14 protein-coding genes are annotated in these 18228 nt (G+C 71.9%); 9 read left to right on the forward strand and 5 right to left on the reverse strand.

The window, feature by feature from the left end:
* The 6 genes from IGS67_RS11615 (at position 1) to IGS67_RS11640 (ending at position 9724) form a co-directional block, all read left to right on the forward strand.
* Positions 1-1557 carry an alpha/beta hydrolase family protein gene (locus tag IGS67_RS11615; RefSeq protein ID WP_328742555.1) on the forward strand — a complete coding sequence of 519 codons (1557 nt, stop codon included), beginning with the start codon at positions 1-3 and terminating at the stop codon, positions 1555-1557.
* A 117-nt stretch (positions 1558-1674) separates the two neighbouring features.
* Positions 1675-3777, forward strand: a complete 2103-nt coding sequence (locus IGS67_RS11620; RefSeq protein WP_192281612.1) for a DUF7937 domain-containing protein — start codon at positions 1675-1677, stop codon at positions 3775-3777.
* Positions 3778-3835: 58 nt separating this feature from the next.
* The gene (locus tag IGS67_RS11625) at positions 3836-5725 is read left to right on the forward strand and encodes a variant leucine-rich repeat-containing protein (protein WP_192281232.1); all 1890 of its coding nucleotides are present in this window, start codon (positions 3836-3838) and stop codon (positions 5723-5725) included.
* A 256-nt stretch (positions 5726-5981) separates the two neighbouring features.
* Complete coding sequence (leuA, locus tag IGS67_RS11630; RefSeq protein WP_235978229.1) at positions 5982-7757, forward strand: 2-isopropylmalate synthase; 1776 nt, start codon at positions 5982-5984, stop codon at positions 7755-7757.
* Positions 7758-7923: 166 nt separating this feature from the next.
* A complete protein-coding gene (gene recO / locus IGS67_RS11635; protein WP_192281238.1) occupies positions 7924-8694 on the forward strand; it encodes a DNA repair protein RecO in 771 nt (256 codons plus the stop codon).
* Positions 8695-8905: 211 nt separating this feature from the next.
* On the forward strand, positions 8906-9724 hold the full coding sequence (locus IGS67_RS11640; protein WP_192281241.1) for an isoprenyl transferase: 819 nt from the start codon (positions 8906-8908) through the stop codon (positions 9722-9724).
* On the opposite strand, the gene IGS67_RS11645 is transcribed toward IGS67_RS11640, so the two are convergent.
* From IGS67_RS11645 to IGS67_RS11665, 5 genes are read right to left on the reverse strand one after another with little or no spacing between them, the layout of a single operon-like run.
* Positions 9691-10458 carry a DedA family protein gene (locus IGS67_RS11645; protein WP_192281244.1) on the reverse strand — a complete coding sequence of 256 codons (768 nt, stop codon included), beginning with the start codon at positions 10456-10458 and terminating at the stop codon, positions 9691-9693. The two genes, IGS67_RS11640 and IGS67_RS11645, sit on opposite strands and share 34 nt — an antisense overlap.
* Positions 10459-10460: 2 nt before the next feature.
* Entirely contained in the window at positions 10461-10874 is a 414-nt protein-coding gene (locus tag IGS67_RS11650; protein ID WP_328742561.1) for a Fur family transcriptional regulator, read from the reverse strand.
* An 11-nt stretch (positions 10875-10885) separates the two neighbouring features.
* Positions 10886-11785 (reverse strand): metal ABC transporter permease, encoded by a 900-nt coding sequence (locus tag IGS67_RS11655; protein WP_192281250.1) that lies wholly within the window; start codon positions 11783-11785, stop codon positions 10886-10888.
* A 1-nt stretch (position 11786) separates the two neighbouring features.
* Positions 11787-12635, reverse strand: a complete 849-nt coding sequence (locus tag IGS67_RS11660; RefSeq protein WP_192281253.1) for a metal ABC transporter ATP-binding protein — start codon at positions 12633-12635, stop codon at positions 11787-11789.
* The gene (locus tag IGS67_RS11665; protein WP_192281256.1) at positions 12628-13698 is read right to left on the reverse strand and encodes a metal ABC transporter substrate-binding protein; all 1071 of its coding nucleotides are present in this window, start codon (positions 13696-13698) and stop codon (positions 12628-12630) included. The genes IGS67_RS11660 and IGS67_RS11665 overlap by 8 nt, the downstream gene beginning before the upstream one ends.
* Positions 13699-13870: 172 nt before the next feature.
* On the opposite strand from IGS67_RS11665, the gene IGS67_RS11670 reads away from it, so the two are divergent.
* From IGS67_RS11670 to IGS67_RS11680, 3 genes are all read left to right on the forward strand, one after another.
* Positions 13871-15259: a glycine--tRNA ligase gene (locus IGS67_RS11670; protein WP_192281259.1), complete on the forward strand. Its 1389-nt coding sequence runs from the start codon at positions 13871-13873 to the stop codon at positions 15257-15259.
* A 73-nt stretch (positions 15260-15332) separates the two neighbouring features.
* On the forward strand, positions 15333-16517 hold the full coding sequence (gene dusB, locus IGS67_RS11675; protein WP_192281262.1) for a tRNA dihydrouridine synthase DusB: 1185 nt from the start codon (positions 15333-15335) through the stop codon (positions 16515-16517).
* 83 nt (positions 16518-16600) lie between these two features.
* The gene (locus IGS67_RS11680; protein ID WP_192281264.1) at positions 16601-18127 is read left to right on the forward strand and encodes an alpha-amylase; all 1527 of its coding nucleotides are present in this window, start codon (positions 16601-16603) and stop codon (positions 18125-18127) included.
* Positions 18128-18228 lie beyond the last annotated feature (101 nt).

Raw genomic sequence — 18228 nt, forward strand, 5'->3', positions numbered from 1 at the left:
GTGGCGCGCGCACGAGGCGGCTGGGGGAGGACGGCGACGACGACGGCGGCGTTCGCGGTCCTGCTCGCAGTCGTCGGCGCGGTCGCCGGACCTACGTGGGACCCGGTCCCCGTGCCGGAACAGCTCCGGGTGAGCGTCACGGACACGTCGATCGCGGGTGCCGAGGGAACGACACCGGTGGGGACGCACGACGTCGTCACGGAGCGGGTCGTCCTCACGATCGGCGACGACGACGTCGACGCGACGGTCCGCTCGCCCGCGGGCGTCGCCGGCACCCCGGGCGTCGTCTTCGTCCACGGTGCCGGGACGAAGGAGTCGGACAAGGCCTTCGTCGGGCAGGCGGTCGCGCTCGCGAGCGCCGGTGTCACGACCGTCGTCCCGGCGAAGCGTCCAGAGTTCTCGTCGCTCAGGCACCGGGACTACGAGGAGATGGCGCGCGACTACGCAGCCGCGGTCGCCTACCTGCGGACGCTGCCGACGGTCGTCCCGGACCGGGTCGGCGTCTACGCGGAGTCCGAGGGGACGTGGATCGCGCCGCTCATGGCGCGTGACGACCCGACGCTCGCGTTCGTCGCGCTCGTCTCCGCGCCCGTCGTGCCACCGCGCGCCCAGGCCGCGTTCGCGGTCGACAGCTACCTGCGCAACACGGGCGTGCCCGAGTCCGTGTTCCGAGCGATCCCGCGCGCGGTCGGCATGGAGCTGCCCGGCGGGGGGATCGACTACGCGGACTTCGACGTCGACCCGTACCTGCCTGCGCTCCAGATGCCCGTGCTCGTCGCCTACGGGACCGACGACTCCTCGATGCCCGTCGTCCAGGGGACGCGGGACATCATCTCGGCGCTCACGACCGCCGGCAACGGCGACGTGCTCGTCCGCTTCTACGGCGGTGCGAACCACGGGATCAAGGTCGACGGACGGCTCTCGCCTGCGTTCGCGGCCGACCTCACGGGGTGGGTCCTCGGCCTGCCGGAGACCGGGTCCGGGACGCCGCGCGTGGCCGGCGCGCAGCCCTTCCAGAGGTACCTCGCCCTTGACGTCCCCGCACCCCACTGGTTCGGCTCGGGCGACACGGTGCTCATCATCGTGCTCGTCGGGCTCAGCCTCGTCGGCGCCGGTGGGGTGATCACGGCGGCCATGAGGGTCCGGGACCGGAGGCGCGTGGTCCCGCGGGCCGAGCGGGGCGTCGACGGGGTGGTCGCGCGCCAGCTGGTTCTGCTCCCAGTGCTCGCCCTCGTGACGCTCGCCGGGCTCGTCGCCTACCTCGTCGCGATCGCCCGCCTCGCGGTCGACTACGAGCGGGACGCCTGGGTCGTGTGGGGCGGGTGGTTCGCGGTGCGTCTCGTCGGCCTCGCGGTCCTCGTCGTCGCAGCGGTGCTCGTCGAGCGGGTCATCGACCACCGTGCGGGAACGCGCGAGGCACTCGAGCTGGGCGAGGAGCCCCCACGCGTGCTCGTCCGGGGGCGCGCCGCCTGGTGCGCCACGGGCGCCACCGTCGCCGGGACCAGCATCGTCGTACTCATCCTCGCGTACTGGGGCGTCTACCAGCTCGGGATCTGACGCTCAGAGGTTCGGCGGGCGGTCACGCGAAGGTCACGGTAGATTCGCCCCGACGCGCTCAGGGCGTGTCCGGTCGAGCATGCCGTGCGGGCGTGGCAGACGGAGGAGGACTTCCACATGGACGAGAACGTGGGCGGCACGCCGCTCGGTGACACCACCGAGTCGGCTCCGGCCGAGAACACCGCTCCCCGCGGGCGGTTCGACGACATCACCGACGGGGACCACGTGCGTGACCTGCTCGGGGTGCTCGCCCTCGTCCTGGCGCTCCAGCTCCCGTGGAGCGCTGCCGGCGGCGCGACGGCGGTGCCGTGGGCGCTCGCCTCGCTGCTGCTCCTCGTCGTCCCGCTCGCGCTCCCGTACCTCGCGCGTCTCGGCGCCCTGCCCGCTGCGTGGACCGTGCACTCGACCCGTCGGGCGCGCGTCCTCCTCGCACTCCCTGCAGTCGGCTCCGCCGTCGCGCAGATCGTCCTCGACTCCCTGCGCGTCGGCGGGAACGAGGGCGTCGGCCCGGCCGTCGGCATCGCGCTCACGGCGGCTGCTCTGGCGGCCGTCCCTCGCGTCTCGGAGCTCGGTCCGCTCGCGCTCGATGCCGCGGCCACGCGGTCCTGGCGCGGGACGACTGTCGTGCTCGGCCTCCTCGCGGTGCTCGCCCCCGTCGCGTGGCTCGCGGTCATCGTCGTCGAGCGGCTGCAGGTCCCCGAGTCGATCCGGAAGATCGACGACCTCACGAGCGTCATCGTCGTCCTCACCCTCGTCACCGTGCTCGTCGTCGGCGCGCTCGTCGCCCCGGCCGTGCTTGCGGCGTTCTCGCGGACTGCGCTGTGGCGCCGTGCCGCGGTCGTCGTCGCGTCGACCTGGGCGGCCGCGCTCTTTGCGTCCGGCGGTCGGGTCGGCTCTGAGCCGCTCGAGTCGGTCCGCACGTTCGTGACGGCCGCCGACGGCCGCGAGACGTACATCGTCGGCGCCGCCGTCCTCGGCTACGGCCTCTTCCTCGTGGGCGCGGTCGCGGTTCTCGCGACGTCGCCCGCGGTCGTGCGCGCGGCGAAGGACGAGGGTGACCCGGCGATCGGCTGGTTCGTCACGGCCAGGGGCCTCCTCTCGCTGACCGCGGTGCTCGCAGGTGTGCTCGCCGTCGCGACCCTCGTCGTCGCGATCGACGACCGCACGCCGCCGCACGGCTCGTTCCTCCTCGGGAACGCGTCGCCGGGACTCGCATCGCTCATCCCGGGCGCTGTCGTCGCCCTCATCGTCGCGGGCGTCGCGCTCAAGGTCCGGTCGATGCTCGTCGGCCGTCCCGCCGACGCACGACGTCCTGCGCTCGCGGCGTCTGTCGCGCTCGTGGGTCTCGGCATCGTCCTCGTCGTCGTCGCACGTCTCGACGAGGTGAGCGCGTTCGTCCCGTCGCAGCACGTCGCGCTCCTCACGCTCGTCGTCGGGGTCGGCCTGCCGGTCGCGGTCATCGCCTGCCTCACGCTGCCGGCCACGGTGCGCGCGCACGTCGAGGCGAACCCTGCGACCCCGCGAGCCGGGGGTACGGCGTCGGCCTACGTCTGGCACCCGCGGGTCGCTCCGCTCGCCCAGGCGCCGAGCGCGCCCTCGGCACCTGCCCCGTCGGCACCGTCCGCGCCGGCCGCGCCCGCTGGTTATGGCGCGCCGTTCGGCTCTGCCGGTGACGTCGCTCCCGCGCAGCCGCTCAGCTACGAGGCTCCGGCAGCGCCCGTCGCGTTCGGCGCTTCCGTCGAGAGTGGCGCGCCCGCGACCCACGCTGAGCCTGCCGTCACTGCTGAGCACGTCACTGCTGAGCACGTCGTCGCCGGGCCCGCTGGTGCCCAGCACGGGGCTGCGGCTCCGTACGCCGGTGCCGCGGATACCGTCACCGACGCGACCTCGTCGGCCGAGGCCGGTGTGCCGGCGGGCGAGCAGGTCACCGAGGTGCTCCGGCTCGACCAGTCCGACGCGTCCGGGGCGGAGCTTCCCGCGATGACCGCCACGGTGGGGGCGGGTGACGACCGGACGCAGCGGACCGAGGCCGGCTTCACGTGGGCCGAGGCATGCGATCCGCAGACCCCGGCGACGACGCTCGCGCAGATCGCCCAGGACGCGCCGACGCTGCGTGCGGCGCTCGCGCTCAACCCGTCGACGTACCCGGCGCTGCTCGACTGGCTCGGACAGCTCGGTGACGCCGAGATCAACGAGGCGCTAGGATCACGCTCGTCCTGATTTCGCACGACGACGACATCGCGCCAGGCCGGACGGCACGGCGCACAGGGGGAGATACATGACACAGGATCAGGCGCGCGACCTCGCGCTCGACCCGGCGACACCCGCGGCACAACTCGCGGAGATCGCGACGCACCGGCCCGATCTCCGGGCGCTCGTCGCGGCGCACCCGCAGGCGTACCCGGAGCTCCTCGCCTGGCTGCGTGGGCTGGGCGACCCGGCGGTCGTCGCCGCGGTCGACGCCCGGTCAGCGGCGGCTCCTCCGCCCGCGCCCGGATTTCCTGCCGGCCAGGGCTCATTGAGCCCTGGTGCGCAGCCTGTGCCTGCTGCTTCTGGGTCTGAGGCTGCCGCCGGCGGCCAGGCGGCGTTCGTCCCGACTGCCGGAACGTTCACCCCGGAGCCTTCGACGTTCTCCGTGGCACCCGGGTCCTTCGCCCCGGGAGCCGAGCCGTTCGGCACGGGCGCGGTGAGCTTTGCCGACGAGATCCCGACGGCCCCGCGCCGCCGCAAGGGCCTTGTCGTTGCCGGAGCCGCCGCCGGTGTCGCGGTGCTCCTCGGCGGCGGAGCCCTCGCGGTCAACCATTTCGTCCTCGACAAGGTCAACGGCTCCGAGACGCCGCGTGCGGCGTTCGAGCAGCTCGTCACCGGCCTCGAGAAGAAGGACGCGCTCGCGATGCTCGGCGCGATGTCTCCGGCCGAGGTCTCGTCGTTCTCCGGGATGCTCGAAGCGTCTCTCACGAGCGCCGAGGGCTCGTCCTCCGCGACGAGCATCAAGGCGTTCACCGACGCACTCGACGCGTTGACGATCACGACCTCCGGCGTGACGACCACGGAGACGACTCTCCAGGAAGGCCTCACCAAGGTCGAGGTCTCGGCAGGTGAGATCACGCTCGACGGTGACGTCGAGAAGCTCGGCGACGCGTTCCTCGCACTCTGGCAGGAGATCCTCGCGCAGAACCCCGAGCTCACCGACCTCATCGACACGTACGGCGGCGGCCAGTCCTCCGACCCCCAGGCTCTGCGCGCCGAGCTCGTCGCGATGCTCGACGAGGCGCTCCCTGCCACGGAGAGCTTCACGGACCTCGCCCGCGAGGGCAACCCGTTCTTCGTCGTCACCGTCGAGGAGAAGGGCTCCTGGTACGTGAGCCCTTACCTTTCCGTCGGCGAGGCCGCGTACCTCTCGAGCGGGACCACCGCACCGCGCGGGACGATGCTCGGCGACGGGAAGGGCACCGGGTTCGCCTCGCCGGTTGCCGCAGCTGACGGGCTCCTCGCCGCGGTCGTCTCGGGCAACCTCGACTCCGTGATCGCCGCGCTCCCGCTGCCCGAGCGTCGTGCGCTGTCGGTCTACATGCCGACCGTCGAGACGAGCGCGCTCCCTGTTGAGGTTGCCGGCACGTTCACATCGACTGACAGCGGCAAGGGCCGCGCGCTCCTCGTCCCGAAGAACCTCACTGTGACGAGCGCCGACCCGGCCGGGTCGGTGACGCTCGACGGAACGTGCCTCACCATCGTCGACCGCACCTCAGAGGTCGAGGGACGGATCTGCACCGACGAGGCGCCGCTGCTCAACGAGCTCGGCCTCTCGAAGCTCGGGTTCGTTGCTGTCGAGGAGGGGGGCACGTGGTTCGTGAGCCCGACCGAGACTCTCGTCGAGGCAGCCCGTGTCACGTCGGAGGCGACCACCGCGCTGCAGAAGGCCGGCAAGCTCGACGACCCGAAGTGGCTCGAGGAGCGCTCGACGGCACTCCTCGAGTACCTCGCTGCGCAGCCGCTGTTCGCGGGTCTCGCGTCGCAGCTCGACCCGAGCATGCTCATGGGCGGGCTTCCTGGGACGGGTCTTGAGGGCCTCGAAGGTCTTGAAGGGCTCGAGGGTCTTGAGGGGCTTGAGGGACTCGAGGGCTTCGAGGACGGCAGCGGCACGGACGGTGCCGGCTTCTCCGGGTAGCACGCGACGTCACGGGCGTCGGGTCGCCGGAGCGCACAGCGACGGCACCCGACCCCGGGCTGCGTGCGTCCCGGGTCCCGGACGCGGTTGCAGCACCAGGAGCCGTGCGGAGTACAGTGACCGGGTGCGCCGTGCTGCGCAGCATCTGCTGCTCCTTCGCTGCCGCGACGAGGCCTGATCGGTCGGATCCTCGTCGCGGTGGTTGGTGTGCCGACCGGCAAACCCCGCTGAGCAGCACCAGACGAAGGACCCCATGATGAACACGCACGTCCCCACGCACGACGGATTTCCCGGCGGCCCGCAGCAGCCCTCCGGGATGCCGGTGCACAAGTACCTCCCGTTCGCCCAGCAGATCGTCGTCGACCTGCCGGACCGCACGTGGCCCACCCGGACGATCACCCAGGCTCCGCGCTGGTGCGCAGTCGACCTGCGCGACGGCAACCAGGCCCTCATCGAGCCGATGAACCCCGAGCGCAAGCTCACGATGTTCAAGCTGCTCGTCGACATGGGCTACAAGGAGATCGAGGTCGGCTTCCCGTCGGCCTCGCAGACCGACTTCGACTTCGTCCGCCTGCTCATCGAGGGCGGGCACATCCCTGACGACGTCGTCATCCAGGTGCTCACCCAGGCGCGTGAGCACCTCATCGCGCGGACGTACGAGTCGCTCGAGGGCGCCAAGCAGGCGATCGTCCACCTCTACAACTCGACGTCGATCCTCCAGCGCGAGGTCGTCTTCCGCACGGACGAGGCCGGCGTCACCGAGATCGCCGTCGACGGCGCCAAGCTGTGCCGCAAGTACGAGCACACGATCCCGGACACGCAGGTGTTCTACGAGTACTCGCCCGAGTCGTACACGGGGACCGAGCTCGAGGTGGCGGTGCGCGTCTGCAACGCGGTCCTCGAGGTCCTCGAGCCGACGCCCGAGCGCAAGGTCATCGTCAACCTGCCGGCGACGGTCGAGATGGCGACGCCCAACGTCTACGCGGACTCGATCGAGTGGATGAGCCGCCACCTGGCGCACCGCGAGAACGTCATCCTCTCGCTGCACCCGCACAACGACCGCGGCACCGCCGTCGCAGCCGCCGAGCTCGGCTACCTCGCGGGAGCCGACCGCATCGAGGGCTGCCTGTTCGGCAACGGCGAGCGCACGGGCAACGTCGACCTCGTCACGCTCGGTATGAACCTGGCGAGCCAGGGCGTCGACCCGCAGATCGACTTCTCCGACATCGACGCGATCCGTCGCACGGTCGAGTACTGCAACCAGATCGGCGTCCACGAGCGTCACCCGTACGCGGGCGACCTCGTTTTCACGGCGTTCTCCGGCTCGCACCAGGACGCGATCAAGAAGGGCCTCGACGACATGGCGGCGCGCGCCGAGGAGCAGGGCGTCGGCGTCGACGACCTCGTGTGGGGCGTGCCTTACCTGCCGATCGATCCCAAGGATGTCGGGCGCTCCTACGAGGCCGTCATCCGCGTGAACTCGCAGTCCGGCAAGGGCGGCATCTCCTACCTTCTCAAGTCGGAGCGTCATCTCGACCTGCCCCGCAGGCTCCAGATCGAGTTCTCGCGCGTCGTCCAGGGCGTGACCGACGGCGAGGGACGCGAGGTCTCGGGCGACGACATCTGGACGATCTTCGCCGACGAGTACCTGCCCGCGGCGCCGGGGGGCACCCTCGAGCCGTGGGGACGCTTCGCCCTGCGCGGCACGCGGTCGACGAGCGTCGAGGACGGGCCCGACACCATCGCGGTCGACCTCGTCGACGGCGACGTGGCGGTGACGCTCGAGGGGCATGGCAACGGACCGATCGCGGCGTTCGTCGACGCACTCTCACAGGTCGACGTGCACGTGAGCGTGCTCGACTACGCCGAGCACGCCCTGTCCGAGGGCGGCGACGCCACGGCGGCCGCGTACGTCGAGTGCGAGGTCGACGGCGCCGTGTTCTGGGGCGTCGGCATCGACCCGTCGATCACGACGGCGTCCCTCAAGGCCATCATCTCAGCGATCAACCGGGCGGGCCGCGCAGCTGCCTGACCTACGGAGCCGCGCGATCCGCCCGGCGTCGGCGGGTGGACGTCGTTGACCGCGGTGCGTCAGCCCCGCGGCGCGCGTACGGCCCTCGGCGCCCGAGCGACCGGTGCCCGGCCAGGAGTTCCTGGCCGGGCACGGGCATGTCGGTGGCATGAGGGAGGATGGACCTGTGCCCCTCTACCGTGACGAAGGAGTGGTCCTGCGCGCCCAGAAGCTGGGCGAGGCGGACCGCATTGTCACGCTGCTCACGCGCGAGCACGGCAAGGTCCGTGCGGTCGGCAAGGGCGTGCGCCGCACGTCCTCGCGGTTCGGCGCGCGCCTCGAGCCGTTCATGTACGTGGACCTCCAGCTGCACGTCGGCCGTAGCCTCGACGTCGTCACGCAGGCGGAGACGCTCGGCGCGTTCGCGCGGCCCATCTGCGACGACTACGCGCTCTACACGGTCGGCGCCGTCATGCTCGAGACCGCCGAGAGGGTCGTCGCCGACGAGCGCGAGCCGTCGGTCCAGCAGTTCTGGTTGCTCGTCGGAGCGTTGCGCGCACTGAGCGAACGCCGTCAGGACCCGGGTCTCGTGCTCGACTCCTACCTCGTGCGCGCGCTCGCCGTCGCCGGCTGGGCCCCGAGCTTCACGCGCTGCGGCCGCTGCGGGGCGCCGGGCCCGCACCGTGCGTTCTCGGTCGCGCACGGTGGTGCGGTGTGCCCCGCCTGCCGTCCGCCGGGCTCGCCGGCACCCGCACCCGAGACGTTCGCGCTGCTCGCGGCGCTCCTCGAGGGCGACTGGGAGACCGCGTCGGCAACGGAACCACGGACACGACGCGAGGCCTCCGGTCTCGTCGCGGCGTACAGCCAGTACCACCTCGAACGCTCGCTGCGGTCGCTGCGCATGGTCGACCGGGACGCGCACGCGTCGCGGCCACCCGCTCCCGGGCGTAGCGGGTAGCGTTCAACCGCAAGGCTCTGGTGCCGCGCGCCGAGCGGAGCTCCGCCGCGCGTGCGAACGGCCAGCTCCGTGTCGCGTCGCCCCCGCTGTCCCGGCCCGCCCGTCATCCCGCCCCGTCGTCCCGCCCCGTCGTCCCACCCCGTCGTCTCGCTCCCGTCGCGCGCCGGTTCATCTGCCGCTCGTCGTCCCCGCCCTCCGGAGGTTCTCGCCGATGCCTCGTCCGCCCCGTCCGTCCGCGCGCACCTCGCCGCGTCCTGCGCCGCAGCGCCCGGACCCTCACCCGTCGGGAGCCCTGCCGCCGACGCTGCCGAGCGAGCTCGTGCCGCGGCACGTCGCCGTCGTCATGGACGGCAACGGGCGCTGGGCGAACGCGCGCGGCCTGCCCCGCACCGCGGGGCACGCGGCAGGCGAGGCCGCGCTGCTCGACGTCGTCGCGGGCGCGATCGAGATCGGCGTCACGCACGTCTCGGCGTACGCGTTCTCGACGGAGAACTGGAAGCGCAGCCCCGAGGAGGTGCGGTTCCTCATGGGCTTCTCCCGCGACGTGCTGCGCCGCCAGCGCGACACCCTCGACTCGTGGGGGGTGCGCGTGCGCTGGGCGGGCCGGCGGCCGCGCCTGTGGAAGTCGGTCATCACCGAGCTCGAGGAGGCGGAGCGTCGCACGCGTGACAATGATGTGTGCACGCTGACGATGTGCGTCAACTACGGGGGCCGCGCCGAGATCGCGGACGCCGCGCGGGACATCGCGCGTGACGTCGCGGCGGGTCGGCTCGACCCGGAGAAGGTCACCGAGCGCACCGTCCAGCGGTACCTCGACGAGCCGGACCTGCCCGACGTCGACCTGTTCCTCCGGAGCTCGGGCGAGCAGCGGACGTCGAACTTCATGATCTGGCAGTCGGCGTACGCGGAGCTCGTGTTCCTGCCCGAGCCGTGGCCCGATGTCGACCGTCGGGTGCTGTGGCGCGCGGTCGAGGAGTACGCGCGCCGGGACCGGCGTTACGGGGCTGCGGTCGACCGTCCCGAGGGATGACCGGAGGGGTTCTCGGGCAGGGAGATCCCGTTCTGCGCGTCGGCCGGGCCGGACGTGCGGTCCGTGCGTTCGGACGAGACGACGGGCTCCGTCGTGACGTCGTGCTCACCCGTGACGTGCGTGCCGTAGGGCAGGCCCGCGTCGTGCGCCTCGGCTGCGCGGCCGTGGATCTCACGCACGGCCTGGAGCGGGCCACCGGCCGCGTCGAGCTCGGTGCGCGACCGGCGGGCAAGCTTGTGCCGCCGGTGGAGAACGACGCCGGTGACGACGGCAGCGACGGCTGCCACGAGCGCGAGGAGCGCCCACGGCGACCCGGCGGCCGCGCTCACGACGGCGGTCCATGCGGCCCAGCCGACCGTCGCATAGATCGTCGCGTGCGTGACGCAGCCGACGAGCATCGCCGCGGTGTACCGGCCGTAGGGCATGCGGGTGACGCCGGCGGCCGCGTTGACGACGGTCTTCGTCCCCGTGAAGAGGAAGCTCAGGGGGACGACGAGAAGCCCCCAGCGGTTGAGGGCCGCGACGCCGGAGTCGACGCCGCCCTCGGTGAGCCACCGCTTGAACCGCCGCAGCAGGGGTGAGCGGGGCTCGCCCCTGGTGACGGCACGCTCGGTGAGCGTGCGCGCGAGCCAGTAGGTGATCTGGGTGCGGACGACGACGATGAAGAGGAAGAACGTGAACATCCCGAGGAGGGGCGTCGTCGAGGCGTCGGGGATCAGTCCCGTGGCGAGCATGCTCAGCGCGCCTCGCCGACGGTCTCGGGATCGGCGGCGTCCTCGGCCGAGCACTCGGGGCACAGCCCGAAGAGCTCGACCGTGTGCTCGATCCGCGTGAAGCCGTGACTGTCGCCGACGAGAGACGCCCACGCCTCGACGGTGAGGCCGTCGATCTCGACGGTCGTCCCGCACGCGCGGCACACGAGGTGGTGGTGGTGCTCGCGTCGGGCGCAGCGCCGGTAGGCGAGCTCACCGTCGGAGAGCCGCAGGACGTCGACCTCACCGGCGGACGCGAGGGCCTGCAGCGTCCGGTAGACGGTGGCGAGACCGACCGCGTCGCCCCGCGCCGTGAGCTCGTCGTGCAGCTGCTGTGCGGAGACGAACTCGGGGATCTCGGCGAGCGTCTCGCTCACGGCAAGTCGCTGGCGGGTCATGCGCTGCACGCTCATCCCTCCAGGACGACGTCGGCGGGCAGGTCGGGGTGCGGATCACGCCGGCCCTGCCGCCCGCGCAGCACCGGAAGGAGCGTGGCGACGACGGCGTAGGCCGCGATCGTCAACACGACGATCATCGCACCGGGCGAGACGTCCCACCAATAGGTCGCCGAGAGCCCCACGACACACGCGACGACACCGATGCCGATCGCGAGGCGCATCGTCGTGACGAACGACCGCGTGAGGAGCTGGGCGACCGCGACGGGCACGATCATGAGCGCGGAGACGAGCAGGAGTCCGACGACGCGCATCGCGACCGTCACCGTGAGGGCAGCCATGACGGCGATCGCGACGTTGAGCAGTCGCACGGGCAGGCCGCTTGCGCGAGCGAACTCCTCGTCGTGCGAGACCGTGAAGAGGGCGGGCCGCAGGCCGACGCCGAGCCCGAGCACGACGAGCGCGAGCACCGCGGTGAGGACGAGGTCCCACGTCGTGACGACCGAGATTGAGCCGAAGAGGTACGCCATGAGGTTCGAACTCTGGCCGCCCGCGAGCTGGATGATGATGACGCCGCCCGCGATGCCGCCGTAGAAGAGGAGGGCGAGCGCGACGTCGGCGCTCGTGCGGCCCCGCTCGCGGACGATCTCGATACCGACGGCGCCGCCGACGGCCGCGACGACGGCGCCGGGAACCGCGAGCGCGTCGACCGGCGTGACACCGGCGGCCGCGCCGACGAGCCAGCCGAGTGCGACACCCGTCAGGGCGACGTGACCGATGCCGTCGCCGAGGAGGGAGAGTCGTCGCTGCACGAGGAACGTGCCCATGACGGGCGCGACGATTCCCACGAGGAGCGCGGCGAGGAGGCCGCGCTGCATGAGGGGCGTCGAGAGCATGTCGAGGATCTGGTCCATGTCAGTCGGCCTCGCAGAAGGGGTGGTCGGTGAGGACGACGGCTGGCGGCGCGAGCGTGGGGTCGCCGTGCGCGTGCTCGTGGTCGTGGTCAGGGTCGTCGTGGCCGCGCGCGGCACGCGGCGCGGGCCCGTCGTGGACGACGGTCCCGTGCCGCAGGACGACGGTGCGCGTGATGAGGTGCTCGAGCTCGCCAAGCTCGTGGAGGACGACGAGGACGGTGACGCCGCGCGCGACGAGCGCGGTCATCGTGCGGGCGAACGCCTCCTGGCTCGGCTGGTCGACGCCAGCGACGGGCTCGTCGAGGATGAGCAGCTCGGGGTCGCGGACGAGGGCCCGCGCGATGAGAACGCGGCGCTGCTGGCCGCCCGAGAGCTCAGACACTGCTTGGTCGCGGCGGTGAAGGAGGCCGACCTCGCTGAGGGCGGCGTCGACGCGCGCACGCCAGTCGCGCGGCTTGCGGAGGGTGCGCGGACCGAGGAGGCCCGAGATGACGATCTCGCGGACGGTCGCGGGGACGCCGCCGGCGGCACCGAGGCGCTGGGGCACGTAGCCGATGCGGTGCCAGGGCACGCGGGGGCCGAGCGGCGCACCGAGGACGTTTACGGTGCCGCCGCTCGCGGGCACGGCCCGCACGAGCGTCCGGACGAGCGTGGACTTGCCAGAGCCGTTCGTCCCGAGGAGGGCGACGACCTCGCCTCGGTCGATGCGCAGGTCGACGCCGCCGAGGATCTGCTGCCCGCCGAGGTGCGTCGTGAGGCCTCGCACGTCGAGGACCGGAGTAGCGGCCGGGCCGGAGCCAGCCGTGGCGCCGCTCGGGACGGCGGCCGACGTCGTGGAGGTGTCAGGCACAGTCGAGTCCTGTCCGTAGCGCCGCGAGGTTCGCGGTCATGATCGTGAGGTAGTCGTCGCCCGCGGCGGCCTGCTCGCGCGTGAGCGACTCGAGCGGGCTGAGGGCTGCCGTCGTCACCCCGGCGTCCTCGGCGAGGACCTCGGCGACCTTGGCCGTCGCGGCGGACTCGAAGAAGATCGTCGGGACGCCCGCTTCGCGGACGACGTCGGCCACCTCACGGATGCGACGCGGCGACGGCTCGGTGTCGGGGTCGAGGCCGGCGACCGAGACCTGGTCGAGGTCGTAGCGCTGGCCGAGATGACCGAACGCGGCATGGCTCGTGACGAGCGTCCTGTGCGTGCACGACGCGAGGCCTGCCGTGAACGCGGCGTCGAGCGAGGTGAGCTCGTCGACGAGCGTGTCGGCACGGCTGCGGTACTCGTCCGCGCCCGCGGGATCCGCTGCGGCGAGCGACTCGGCGACTGCGGGGGCGAGGAGCGCGAGGCGCGTCGGGTCGAGCCAGAAGTGCGGGTCGACGCCGCCGTGGTCGTGACCGTCGTCGGCCGCGTGGCCGGCGTCGAGCCCGGCGTCGTGGTCGTGGTCGTGCTCGTCGTGCGCCTGCTCGTCGTGCTCGTGCTCGTGCTCGTGCTCGTGCTCGTCGTGAGCGTCGACGTGGTCGTCGTCGTGCGGGGGCAGCGCGGGCTCGGCCGCGGGGGCGGCTTCGAGCACGGCGGTCGCGTCGAGGGTGCGGGCGGGGTGGCCCTCGAGGACGGCCTGGTCGACGGCGGGCTGGAAGCCGGACTGGACGACGACGAGGTCGGCGCGGTTCAGGTGGCCGATGGCGGCGGGGGACAGCTCGAGGTCGTGGGGCTCGCCGCCGAGGGGAGTGAGGTTCGTGACGGTGACGCGGTCTCCGCCGACCTGCTCGGTGACGAACTGGAGCGGGTAGAACGAGGCGAGGACCTCGAGGCTGCCGTCGTCCGATGCGGCCGTCCCGCATGCCGTGAGCGTGAGGAGCGCGGCCAGGGCGCCGGCGGTGCGTGCGGTGCGGTGGGTGCGCCGGGGCGGTGCTGAGGGGTGCATGATCTCCATTCTCAATAAGACTGAGAACCGTTGTCAACTTGGTCCGGTGTGACGCGGCCCGCGCCACGCCCGCACGGGCCTGCCGCCCGCTGGTGGCCCGGTATCCTGGGAGGGTTGTTCCCCGCCCCGCACGCCATGCGTGGCGCCGACGATCCAAACGGAGTGATCACCAGTGGCTTCCACCTCCAAGCGTCTCGACGCCGTCATCTCCCTCGCCAAGCGCCGAGGCTTCGTCTTCCAGGCAGGTGAGATCTACGGAGGTTCGCGCTCGGCCTGGGACTACGGACCCCTCGGCGCCGAGCTCAAGGAGAACATCAAGCGGCAGTGGTGGCAGTCGATGGTCCGCGGCCGCGACGACGTCGTCGGCATCGATTCCTCCGTCATCCTTCCGCGCAAGGTCTGGGAGGCCTCGGGCCACGTCGAGGTCTTCACCGACCCGCTCGTCGAGTGCACGAGCTGCCACAAGCGCTTCCGCGCCGACACGCTCCTCGAGGAGTTCGAGGAGAAGAAGGGTCGCGCCGCGGAGAACGGCCTCGCCGACGTCGTGTGCGCGAACTGCGGTACGCGCGGCGCGTGGACCGAGCCCCAGAACTTCTCGGGCCTCCTCAAGACGTACCTCGGGGCCGTCGACAACGAGGAGGGTCTGCACTACCTCCGTCCCGAGACCGCGCAGGGCATCTTCGTGAACTTCGGCAACGTCCAGACGGCGTCGCGCATGAAGCCCCCGTTCGGCATCGGCCAGATCGGCAAGTCGTTCCGCAACGAGATCACCCCCGGCAACTTCATCTTCCGCACACGTGAGTTCGAGCAGATGGAGCTCGAGTTCTTCGTCGAGCCCGGCACGGACGAAGAGTGGCACCAGACCTGGATCGACACGCGGATGGCCTGGTACACGGACCTCGGCATCGACCCCGAGAATCTCCGCCTCTACGAGCACCCCGCCGAGAAGCTCTCGCACTATTCCAAGCGCACCGTCGACATCGAGTACCGCTTCGGCTTCACGGGCTCGGAGTGGGGGGAGCTCGAGGGTATCGCCAACCGCACCGACTTCGACCTGCGCACGCACTCGACGATCTCGGGCAAGGACCTCTCGTACTTCGACCAGGCGAAGAACGAGCGGTACTACCCCTACGTCATCGAGCCTGCTGCAGGTCTCACGCGCTCGCTCATGGCGTTCCTCGTCGAGGCTTACGCCGAAGACGAGGCGCCCAACGCCAAGGGCGGCGTCGACGTCCGCACCGTGCTGCGCCTCGACCACCGTCTCGCGCCCGTCAAGGCTGCCGTCCTGCCCCTGTCGCGGAACGCCGACCTCTCGCCCAAGGCGCGGGCGCTCGCGACCGAGCTGCGCAAGCACTGGAACGTCGACTTCGACGACGCCGGCGCGATCGGCCGCCGCTACCGCCGTCAGGACGAGATCGGTACGCCGTTCTGCATCACGGTCGACTTCGACACGCTCGAGGACGGTGCCGTGACGATCCGCCACCGTGACTCCATGGAGCAGGAGCGAGTCGCGCTCGACCAGGTCGTGCCGTTCCTCGCGGCGCGTCTCATCGGCGCCTGAGAGCACATCCCGAGGGGCCGGCGTGGCGGAAGCCACGTCGGCCCCTCGGGCGTCCGGTGCGAGGATGGAACCCATGACCACCCCGACCCTCGAGACCCCCGCGCCCGACGGCCACGTGCTCCCACCGCTGCGCATCGGCCCGCACTCGGTCGACACGCCCGTCGTCCTCGCACCCATGGCGGGCGTGACGAACAGCGCGTTCCGCAGGTTGTGCCGCGAGCACGGCGCGGGCCTTTACGTCGCGGAGATGGTGACGTCGCGCGCGCTCGTCGCGCGCAACGAGGAGTCGCTGCGGATCGTCACGTTCGAGCCGGACGAGGCCGTGCGCTCGGCGCAGGTCTACGGCGTCGACCCGGCGACGGTCGCGGCGGCCGTGAAGATCATCGCGGGCGAGGATCGCGCCGACCACATCGACCTCAACTTCGGGTGCCCCGTGCCCAAGGTGACGCGCAAGGGCGGCGGCGCAGCGCTGCCGTGGAAGACGGAACTCTTCACGCGCATCGTCGGGGCGGCCGTCGAGGCTGCAGCGCCGTACGGCGTCCCGGTGACGATCAAGATGCGCAAGGGTATCGACGCCGACCACGAGACGTACCTCGAGGCGGGGCTGCTCGCCGAGGACCTCGGCGTCGCGGCGGTCGCGCTCCACGCGCGGACGGCAGCGGAGCACTACTCGGGCCACGCCGACTGGGCAGCGATCGCCGAGCTCAAGCGCACCGTGACGAGCATCCCGGTGCTCGGCAACGGCGACATCTGGTCGGCCGAGGACGCGCTCGAGATGGTGCGGACGACGGGCTGCGACGGCGTCGTTGTCGGCCGGGGCTGCCAGGGGCGGCCGTGGCTGTTCCACGACCTCGCGGCGGCGTTCGCAGGACGTTCCGAGCGACTGCAGCCCGGGCTCGCGATGGTCGCGGAGACGATCTACCGGCACGGGGAGCTCATGGTCGAGGAGTTCGGCGAGGAAGACCGTGGGGTGCGCGAGCTGCGCAAGCACATGGCGTGGTACCTCAAGGGCTATCCGGTCGGCGGTGACGCACGGCGCGGCCTTGCGATGGTCTCCTCGCTCGTCGAGCTGCGGACGCTGCTCGACGCGCTCGACCTCGAGGCGCCGTACCCGGGGAAGGCCGCCGAGGGCACGCGCGGCCGTCAGGGGACGCCGAAGACGCCGCACCTGCCGGAAGGCTGGCTCGACTCGCGCGAGCTCGACGAGACGTTCCGGGCGCGTCTCGCGGAGGCGGAGCTCGCGGTCTCGGGTGGCTGAACCCGAGCCCGTGGCGGTCACGTGCGTGACAAGCTGCAAGTTTTCTGTATCCTTGCGACGTCACCGTCGACCAGGGAGTTCCGATGCGCACCGCACGCACCACGCACCACGTCGCTGCAGCAGCCGTGCTCGCCGCGCTGCTCGCGGCGTGCTCCGGCGGCGCGAGCGACGGCAAGGTCCCTTCGGAGCAGCCCCCGGCATCGAGCGGCGCTCCCGCGACGACGGCGGCTCCCGACGAGGGCCCGCTGCCGGGCGTCGGGATCCAGCTCTTCCAGTGGAGCTGGGACGCGATCGCACGGGAGTGCACCGAGACGCTCGGCCCCGCAGGGATCGACTGGGTTCTGACGTCCCCGCCGCAGGAGCACATCCTGGGTGAGGAGTGGTGGACCTCGTACCAGCCCGTGAGTCATCGGGTCGACTCGAGGCTCGGGTCGCGCGAGCAGTTCGCCGACATGGTCTCCACGTGCGGCAGCGCGGGCGTCGGGATCGTCGCCGACGCCGTCGTCAACCACATGACAGGGCAGGAACGTCCGGGCACCGGCTGGGCCGGGTCGTCGTACGAGCACTACGAGTACCCGGGGCTCTTCTCCGACGAGGACGGCGACTTCCACCACTGCGACGCCAAGGACGGCGACATCCAGAACTACAAGGACGCCGAGCAGGTGCAGGGCTGCGAACTCGTCAACCTCGCAGACCTCGCGACGGGCACGGAGCACGTCCGCGACACGCTCAAGGCCTACCTCGCGGACCTCGTGAGCCTCGGCGTCGCCGGCATCCGCGTCGACGCGGCGAAGCACATGCCGCCCGCGGACGTCGCGGCGATCGTCGCCGACCTCCCCGAGGGAGCAGTCGTCTGGCAGGAGGTCATCCGTGGCGGCGGAGAGCCCGTGACCCCGGAGCAGTACGTCGGCAACGGTCAGGTCTTCGAGTTCGGCTACGGGCGCGAGCTCGTCGGGCTCCTCGGTGGCTCGACCTTCCGCCAGGCGCTCACCCTCGGTGAGCGCGGCATGCTGCCGTCGGACGACGCCGTCGTCTTCGTCGTCAACCACGACACGGAGCGCAACGGGGAGATGCTCACGTCGCGGGACGACGAGTACCTCCTCGCGAACGTCCTCATGCTCGCAGGGACCTACGGGACGCCCGTCCTCTACTCGGGCTACGTGTTCGACGACCGGGACGCGGGTCCCGTCCAGGACGGTGACGGCAAGGTCCTCGACGCGTCGTGCCCCGACGCCCCGGGACCCGCCACGTCGCTCGAGAACGGAGCGTGGACGTGTGAGCAGCGCTGGCCCGCGATCCAAGGGATGCTCGAGTGGCGGCGCGTCACGGATGGCGCAGGCCTCGTCGCGGTCGACGACTCTGCGGACGACGTCCTCGCGTTCTCGCGCGGAGAGCTGGGGACGATCATCGTCAATCGGGGCGACGAGGAGGCGGTCGGTTCCTGGCCGACGACGCTCGCCCCGGGTGAGTACTGCGACGTCGCGGGCGGGCCTGTCTCCCCTCAGGGGTGTTCAGGCGCTACCATCGAGGTCGCTGCCGATGGCACGCTCAGCACCACGGTTCCCGCCGACGGATTCGTCGCGGTCCACTCCGAGGGTCGCACGAGCTGACCATCGGCGCATAAGCTGCCGCACCGGGTGCGCGCGTGTCGTGGACGGACACGCGCGCCCGGGCGGCGGAGCGCGGGGGCGGTGGCCGGTGGCCACCGCCC

This window comes from Flavimobilis rhizosphaerae (assembly GCF_014852685.1).
In the GTDB taxonomy this organism is placed as follows: domain Bacteria; phylum Actinomycetota; class Actinomycetes; order Actinomycetales; family Cellulomonadaceae; genus Flavimobilis; species Flavimobilis rhizosphaerae.